The organism is Longimonas sp. (assembly GCF_046498435.1).
Lineage (GTDB): Bacteria > Bacteroidota > Rhodothermia > Rhodothermales > Salinibacteraceae > Longimonas.
The window spans coordinates 1-8,313 of sequence record NZ_JAWOAR010000254.1; the positions used below are offsets into that span (position 1 = coordinate 1).

Annotated in this window: 6 protein-coding genes; 3 read left to right on the forward strand and 3 right to left on the reverse strand. The window is 60.5% G+C overall.

Annotated features, from left to right (window positions below):
* Positions 1-581: 581 nt before the first annotated feature.
* A complete protein-coding gene (locus tag R6U20_RS09745; RefSeq protein WP_410337665.1) occupies positions 582-1,481 on the reverse strand; it encodes a fructosamine kinase family protein in 900 nt (299 codons plus the stop codon).
* Entirely contained in the window at positions 1,478-1,981 is a 504-nt protein-coding gene (locus R6U20_RS09750; RefSeq protein ID WP_410337666.1) for a low molecular weight protein-tyrosine-phosphatase, read from the reverse strand. The genes R6U20_RS09745 and R6U20_RS09750 overlap by 4 nt, the downstream gene beginning before the upstream one ends.
* A gap of 154 nt (positions 1,982-2,135) precedes the next feature.
* Between R6U20_RS09750 and xseA the strand changes: the two genes are divergently transcribed.
* Positions 2,136-3,515, forward strand: a complete 1,380-nt coding sequence (gene xseA / locus R6U20_RS09755; RefSeq protein WP_410337667.1) for an exodeoxyribonuclease VII large subunit — start codon at positions 2,136-2,138, stop codon at positions 3,513-3,515.
* 77 nt (positions 3,516-3,592) lie between these two features.
* Positions 3,593-4,555: a hypothetical protein gene (locus R6U20_RS09760; RefSeq protein WP_410337668.1), complete on the forward strand. Its 963-nt coding sequence runs from the start codon at positions 3,593-3,595 to the stop codon at positions 4,553-4,555.
* 52 nt (positions 4,556-4,607) lie between these two features.
* Here the strand turns inward: R6U20_RS09760 and recJ are convergent, their stop codons facing one another.
* On the reverse strand, positions 4,608-6,398 hold the full coding sequence (gene recJ / locus R6U20_RS09765; protein WP_410337669.1) for a single-stranded-DNA-specific exonuclease RecJ: 1,791 nt from the start codon (positions 6,396-6,398) through the stop codon (positions 4,608-4,610).
* 914 nt (positions 6,399-7,312) lie between these two features.
* Between recJ and R6U20_RS09770 the strand changes: the two genes are divergently transcribed.
* The coding region (locus R6U20_RS09770) for a Rho termination factor N-terminal domain-containing protein (protein WP_410337670.1) at positions 7,313-8,313 on the forward strand (1,001 nt) is incomplete at its 3' end.

Below are 8,313 nucleotides of genomic sequence, written 5' to 3' on the forward strand. Positions count from 1 at the left end.
ATCCCGGGCTAAGGATTTGCAGCCCATAGCCGGGTAACCTGTGCCGACCGCTGTCGGTACCGCTTGCGTCCCCGGCGACATTAAGGCGAGTTTCGTCGCTCACCGATTGCAAACACCTGTATGATGATTCAGCGCAGATGGTATAATACCAAATCCGGTTACCGCGTTGCGGCATCCCTCTTTTAAGGCAGCGGATGTACTTCGTCGGTCGGCTTTCGACCTCGTGTGGGAATGAATAGATGGGGGCATGGAAGGATGTTTGTACATCCGCCCGTTCACGCTTCCATGCTCCTCTGGTCTGTAAGTCACGTTTTTTTGCAATACAATAGCCGCCTCTGGTCGTACCGACCGGGCGGCTTTTTTTAGGGGGCACTGGTTTGCGAAGTGAGTAGTGCTCTGTCACAGATGATTCATAGGGTAATGCATAGACTCCCACTTTATAGTCATCCAGATCCTGAATCGAGTTCAGGACAGGCAAGGCGCCCCCGGCGCCGCTGATCCGGGATCTTTTGTGGCTTTCCATGACAATCATTCGCGTGAGCTACCCACACATTGACGTGTGACAGAGCAGTAGAGCGCTCTTAAGCACGGGCTACGCGCTGCAACGTGTAGCGTACCTGCTGCGCGTACGCTCCGCCAAAGTGGTTAAGGTGGTTGATAAGGTGGTACAGGTTGTAAATAGATGCGCGGAGTTCGTATCCAGGAGAAAGCGGCCAGGCCGCCCGGTAGGCATCCATGAACGCATCGCCAAAGCCGCCAAACAGATCAGTCATGGCCAGGTCCACTTCGCGATGGCCGTAGTACACTGCGGGGTCGATGAGGGCGGGACTGCCCTCGGCGGTAGCCATCACGTTTCCGCTCCACAGGTCGCCGTGCACGAGCGAGGGCGGGGGCTTGCTGGGCAGGTGGGTAGGCAACCGATCCAGGAGCCGGTCGAGGAGCGCGTCCCAGTCGGTGGGCCAGCGGTCGTTGGCGCGGGCGTGCTCTACCTGTGGATGCAGCCGCTGCGTGCGGAAGAACGTAGGCCAGTCGTTATGATACGAGTTGGGTTGCGGACGCCGACCAATGTGGTTATCTACCGAAAACCCGTACACCTCTTCTGTGTGATGGTGCAGCACAGCAAGCGCCTCTCCCAGATCGGCATCAAACGTAGGGGGAGGTGGCGCGGTGTCGATCCACTCCATAAGCAGAAAACCGGGCCGGTCGTCCGTTTCAGGCTGGGTGGCGTACACGTTGGGGATGCGAAGAGGCGTGTCGGGATCAGCGAGCGCCTGCAATCCAGCGGCCTCACCGGCAAAGGTGCGTGCAACTGCGTTGCGTCCCCATTTCAAGAAAAAGGGCCCGGCCTCGGTATCCAGCCGAGTAGCATTAGCAATGCAACCGCCGGATACCGATGTAGCGCGTTGCAACGGCGCGCCCACTGCATCGCGCAGCGCCTGGCGCAAGGCCGGTTCGTGAGCAAACGGCGGGTCGTGGCTCATGCGGCTTCGGGGGTTAGGTCATATTCCTCGATGAGGCGGTCGAGCAGCACTTCGGCGGTGCGGTCTACGATGTTGTATACGCGCTCGAAGCCCTCTTCGCCGCCATGGTAGGGATCGGGCACCTGGTAGTTGCCAGGCTCGGGGTCGAGTTCGCGAAAGAGACGCACCTTGCCACTGTACTGATCATTGTCGTCCAGAAACAGGACATCGTTAAGGTTGCTCTTGTCCATCACGAAGATGTGGTCGTACGCCTCCAGGTCGGCAGGCTGAAACTGCGAGGCGCGGTGGTCTTCGATGGAGAGCCCGTGCTTCCGGGCGGTAGCGCGCATGCGGCCATCGGCTTTGCTGCCCACATGCCAGTCGCCCGTGCCCGAGGAGTCGATCTCGAAAGCATCGGCCAGGCCGCGGGCCTCCACTTTCTCCCGAAACACGCCTTCCGCCAGCGGACTCCGGCAGATGTTGCCCAGGCACACGAATTGGATACGAATGGGAGTGTCCATAAGTGCGTTGCTGTACCGGTAATACATAGAATGACGAGGGCACGCCAGGTAGCAGGGACGTGCCGGGCGGAAACACCGCCGCATATGCAAGGCTTTACGGAACGCCGCGCTGCATTGTGCCCACCGTTCTTTCGTCTTGTTTCTGTTCTGACCGATGGCCAATCTTGACCTGTTTCGCTCCCTGTCTGACACATCCCCACCAGATGCGTCTGACACGTCTGATTCAGGGGACAACAACCAACCATCTACGGGGCCTGATGCAGAGCCTGAACCAGACGCGGCTTCTGCTCTGGAGCGCCCGGCTGTGCATACGGTGCACGAACTGGCTCAGCGCCTGCAGAATGTGGTGGAAACGAGCGTGGGCACGGTAACCGTGGAGGGCGAGCTGTCGAACTTTAAGCGAGCGGCTTCGGGCCACTGCTACTTCTCAATCAAGGATGAGGAGGCGCAGCTTCGGTGCGTGATGTGGCGATATCAGACAAAGAACATTTATTTCAGTCCGAAAGATGGACAGCAGGTGCGCCTTACAGGCAAAGCAACGGTGTACCCAAAGCGGGGGCAGTTGCAACTGATGGCGACGCGCCTGGAGCGGGCCGGACGCGGAGCCCAGCAGGCCGCGTATGAGCGTCTAAAGCGTACGCTCAAGGCCGAGGGGCTCTTCGACAACGACCAGAAGCAGCCGCTTCCCTCCTTTCCGAAAATTGTGGGCGTTGTGACCTCGGGCGAGGGAGCCGCCATTGAAGACATCCGCTCGGTGCTGGCCCGCCGCTACCCCCTGGCCGATGTGGTGCTGTGCCCAGTGCCGGTGCAAGGCATTGATGCACCCGCTGCCCTTACGAAGGCAATCAGGGCGTTCAGCGGACTGCCAACCGACCATCCGCAGCGTCCTGATGTGCTCATTGTAGGGCGTGGGGGCGGCTCGGCAGAGGATCTGTGGGCCTTTAACGAAGAGCCGGTAGCGCGGGCACTGGCCACCTGCTCGGTGCCCACCATCAGCGCTGTGGGACACGAAACGGACACATCTATTACGGACTTTGTAGCCGACCGCGCCGCTGCTACGCCGTCAATGGCGGCCGAAATTGCGGTGCCCGACCAGCAGGCGCTACGCACACAGATTCGGGCGTTGCATGAACAGATGCGTGGGCCGCTTGCCCAGCGGATACGGCGCTACCGGCAGACCGTAGAGCGGCTTCGCAACACGCGGGCCTTGCACTCCCCACGCTACCAGCTCGACCAACACCGGCAGCACCTCGACCATGTCATGGCGCAGCTGAACCGGGCCATACAGACCCGTTTCGACCGGATACGCACGCGCACCGAAACCGCCCATCAGCGCCTACGCAGCGCCGATCCACGGCGCCCCATGCAGCACGGCTTTGCGTTGGTCACGCAGCACGGCGAGCCCGTTACGCGTGCTGCCGACCTGGATCCAGAGGAGCCCGTCACGCTTCGCTTTCGCGATGGCACGCGGCAGGCTACCGTGCACGATGAAAACACCCCGGTGGATGATCCACCGCCCCACGCATCCGACTGACCGTGCCCTGAACGGAATGTGAGGCTGCGCATACACAACCGTGCGCTTATGTCCCCGCCACCGATCTGCCGTCTTGCATGCCCGCGGCCCCGCAGCACGTCACCGTTTCTTTGCGTCCGGAACGCCGCGTGGCGGTGATGCCCGTCCAGAAAGCGGTGCGCCACGCAGCGCCCGAGGTGCTGGCCTATCCGCATGTGCTGTACAGCGCGCATCATACCACTGCTGGTTTTCTTGATGCCGAGACCCGTACCCAGATCGGGGCCAACGCCGAAGCAGTACATCGATTCCTGAAACCGTACCGCGTGCTTTTTCCGTATGGAGCCGGCTATCAGCACGACCAGATGCATCTGCGCACCGAACTGCGCCCCGAACAGCGCCGCTGCGAGCCGCGCAACGCCGATGCCCACCTGGTCTATATGGGAGCCGGTCTGGTGTCCTGCACACACACAACGCCTGAAGAACGACTTTCGCTGATTGACTTAGACGGCGTGAACCACGAAACGGAGCACCACCGCACACGTCGGGTCACCGCGGTCGGCTTTTCAGAAGCTACGCCTGTCGACGCCTTTACCATCCCCGTTCCTGCGCCGCAGCAGCCTGTTGGCACAACAAGCCTACGCGACCCGCGCCTTGGGCTGATGGCGCAGATCCAGGCGGCGCTCACTGAGCATGCCGTATCGTATGGATGCGTGCGGCTGGCGCTGACGGGCCCACCGGCCGGGGCGGCCCTGGTGGTGAACGAGTACGAACCGCAACTCATGCAGCACGACCTGACGCGCGTCCTTCGGGCTCCCCATGCATTCAGCACCGCCGCGTGTGTCCCCGCTGGTGCGGAGCAGACATCGGCCTCAGAAGTTGCGCCTCCACCGGTGCATACCCCTGAGGACCTGCGCCTGTCTGCGGCATTGCGCCTGATGGTGCGTCCGCCGGCTCCTCCTGCAGGATCGCGGATTGTGCAGGGGCGCTACCAAAGCCCCATTCTGCTACACTGGACCGCCCGCCCACGCACCGTACAGGCTACCGTGATGCGCTATACCTGACGCAAGGCCCACAAGGCAGATCGGCTACGCCAGACGCTTTTGCACCAGACGGTTACTGATGTGCATTGGAAGCCGCTGCCGGAGCCAGGGTGCGTTCTGGATCGAACAGCCGCACATCGCGCAGCTTGAGTTGAATCGAAGTTTGGCCGCGCCACGTGTTCTCATCAACTTTGGCAACGAGTTCGATGGGCGTGCTGGTCTGTTGGCTTTTACGGAGAAGGCTGAGCTTATCGCCCTGGCCAAAGCCAATCACATCCACCTGTGGCCCATCGGCGTCGGCCGGAGCTACCGTGAACTTGAGGTGGGCGTCGTCTCGGCCCACCGTGTGCGGCGATCTGGCCACGCGGCAGGGCCCCAGATGAAATACCGGGCGCGGATTCGATGGTCCAAACGGCCCAAACTGCTGAAGCACGGCCCAGAACCGATCTTCGGCCGTACCAATGGTGTTCAGATCTACATGCGCATCCACCTTAATAGTGGGCGTGAGCAGTTCAGGGGTGATGCGCTCAGCAATGGCCTCGTTGAAGCGGTCGCGCAGCTTCGACACGTTTTCCTCGGGAAGCGACATCCCAGCGGCATAGTCATGGCCTCCAAACTGCGTGAGCACGTCCTCGCAGTCCGTAAGCGCACGGTAGATATTCACGCCACTGATAGAGCGCGCCGATCCCTTCACGACATCGCCGTTGCGCGTAAGCATGATGGTGGGTTTGTAGAACTGCTCCACAATGCGGCTGGCCACAATACCGATGACGCCCAGGTGCCAGTCTGGGTCGTAGAGTACCAACGCGTGGGCAGTGCGGGCTGTAATCTGTCGTTCGGCCTGTTCGGTGGCCTCCTTCCGGATGCGTTCGTCGATCTCGCGGCGCTCTTTATTGAGGTGCTCCAACTCCTCGGCCTGCTCCCGGGCGGTGGCCGGATCGCTCTGCAGCATCAGGTCAACGGCTTTTTGGGCATGCGCCATGCGCCCCGCTGCATTGATGCGCGGACCGATGGTAAAGACAACGGTGCCTGTAGTTTTTACGGTGGAGAGGTCGAGCTCGGCAGCATCGGCCAGAGCGCGCAGGCCCACCCGTTCGGTCGTGCGCAGTGCCGCGAGGCCCTCTTGCATAAAGATCCGGTTTTCGCCATATATCGGCACAATGTCGCTGGCAATGGAAATGCCCAGCAAGTCGAGGTAGCCAAACACGCGGTCTTCATCGGCCCCCCGTACGCGCTGCACCGCTTGCAGCAGCTTAAACCCGACGCCCGCCCCCGAGAGTTCGTTGAAGGGATACGCACAGTCGTCACGCTTCGGGTCGAGCACCGCGTAGGCGTTGGGGAGCGTATCTTTGGGCGTGTGGTGGTCGCAGATGATGAGGTCAAGCCCCTGCTCTCGGGCGTACGCTGCCTCTTCGTGCGCTGTGATGCCACAGTCGAGCGCAATAATGAGCGAGGCCCCGCGCTCCACTGCCGCGTCGATCCCTCGTTTACAGAGCCCGTATCCGTCTTCGTACCGGTCGGGAATGAAAAACGACACAGGAACGCCTTGCTGGTCCAAGAAATCGGTGCAGATTGCCGTAGCGGTTGTGCCGTCCACATCGTAGTCGCCATACACGAGCACCGGCTCCTCGTTGCTGATGGCCTGGGCTACGCGTTCTGCGGCGCGTTGCATGTCGGCCATAGCGAGCGGGTCGTGCAAATCCTTCCGCGAGGCCCGGAAGAAGTCGCGCGCGGACTCGAACGAGTCAACGTCGCGTAGCACCAGTGCACGTGTGAGAGCAGTGGGCAGGTCGTTGAGCCGGGGCTGCAACCGCGACACCGCGCCCGGATCGTTAAGCGAGCGAAGGATCCATCGATATGTCATACAAGCTAAACGGTCGATTTAAAAGGGAATCGGAGAAAGAGAGCACGCTTCAAAGTCCACAGAAGGCCTTTTGGCGTCGTATGGGTCGCATAGCAGGAGCAAGCGCATCACGGCGCGCGTGAAAGAATGCAGTCCAAAAGAATGCAGGGCAAGAAACTCTGCGCATCCAGTACAATTAGCATCACCACGTACAGCGCCACTACCTACAGGGCATAAATCGCTAACGCGTATCGCATAGTATACGGGCTACTCATCAAACATTGAAGAGGGCAACCCGCACAGCCTGTTGGTTGCGTTCGTGGCGCTTCACCCATAATTTGCACGCGCAACGCAGACATATCGGTTTTGGGAGGACATCGCCCCTCTGAAAGAACGTAGGGTAAGGATAGTGAGATTGATTTGCTGCTCCCCGTCGTGCATTGTATATTGTTCGGCATGTAGCTACTCCTACCCCACCCTATCTCACTGATGCTCTGATGAACTGTTAAGAGGCTTCGACGCATGAGGCAGAGCGGTTCAGCCAGCTATGTATCCGATCCGAGCACCGATGCTGCGAAGGCGTGGCACTGCGGAACGCCGCACGCTGTACGCCACACATCGTTGTTCACCAAGCGAAGAGCATCTGTTACGGTGCCTCGTCTGCGCAGACGAACCACGTGCTGCTCGGATCATGTGTTGCCAACCCTGTACCCGTAATGGCTCGATACATTTGTCGGCGTCCCCAAACACGTACTTGATACCGCCCCTGTTCACCCACGCTCATTGGCATTGCCTGTACCGGCAGTTCGCTACGGAGCATGCTCTGACTCCCCCACCACAGGATGGCGTATCGCTCCGCTTTAGCGTCCGAGAGGGTACACTCACGGAGGCAGCGGATTCGCTTCCGAAAAGACGATCATCTGAAAACAACCCTTATGAAAATCTCTACCCTCCAAGAAAAAAAGCTTGACGAGTTGCGCGCTATGGCGCGTGAAATGGACCTGTCTGGGTATTCCAAGCTCCGCAAGCAAGACCTCATTTATCGCATTCTGGAAGCACAGGCAGAAGGTGTGCCTGCGCCCGATATGGATGACGTGAATGGCGAGACCGATGCCGACACGCCAGACGAGGACGAACCAGCCCGCGATGAGGAGGATGCGTCCTCCTCATCTGCAGAAGCCACGCCGAAGCGTTCGTCGTCGGGGCGTTCCCAATCGCGCTCCTCCGCGTCGAAGCGTTCGTCTCGCTCGTCAGGGCGTTCGTCGAAGCGCTCGTCCCGTTCATCGGGGCGTTCATCGGGGCGTTCGTCAGGCGGTTCGTCAGGCGGGTCGGCTCGTTCGCGTGGCCGCCGGGCCCGGCGTTCGCGCCGCGAGGAACGGCTCTACGGCGACCGTCCTGACTATATGGCGATCTACGATGCCGACAAGACGGAACTGCGGGGCATGATCGACAAGCGGGGCATGCTCGAAGTGCTGCCCGACGGCTACGGTTTTTTGCGCTCTGACGAGTACAACTACGAATCCAGCCCCGACGACATCTACGTGTCGCCGTCGCAAATTAAGCGTTTTGGCTTGCAAGAAGGCGACACCGTAACCGGAAAGGTGCGTCCGCCCAAGGAAGGCGAGAAGTTCTTTGCGCTCATTCAGGTCGATTTAGTCAATGGCCAGCCGCCGACCGATGCCGAGGAACGGACCGACTACGAGCATCTGACGCCGGTCTTTCCGAATACGCGGCTCACGCTCGAAACCGAATCCGACGAGTTTGGCACCCGCGTGCTCGACTTGTTTGCGCCCATTGGCATGGGGCAGCGCGGCCTGATTGTAGCTCCGCCCAAAGCGGGTAAAACGGTCTTGCTGCAGAAGATTGCTGATGGCGTAACCCACAACCATCCCGATGCGCATCTGCTTGTGCTGCTCATTGACGAGCGGCCCGAGGA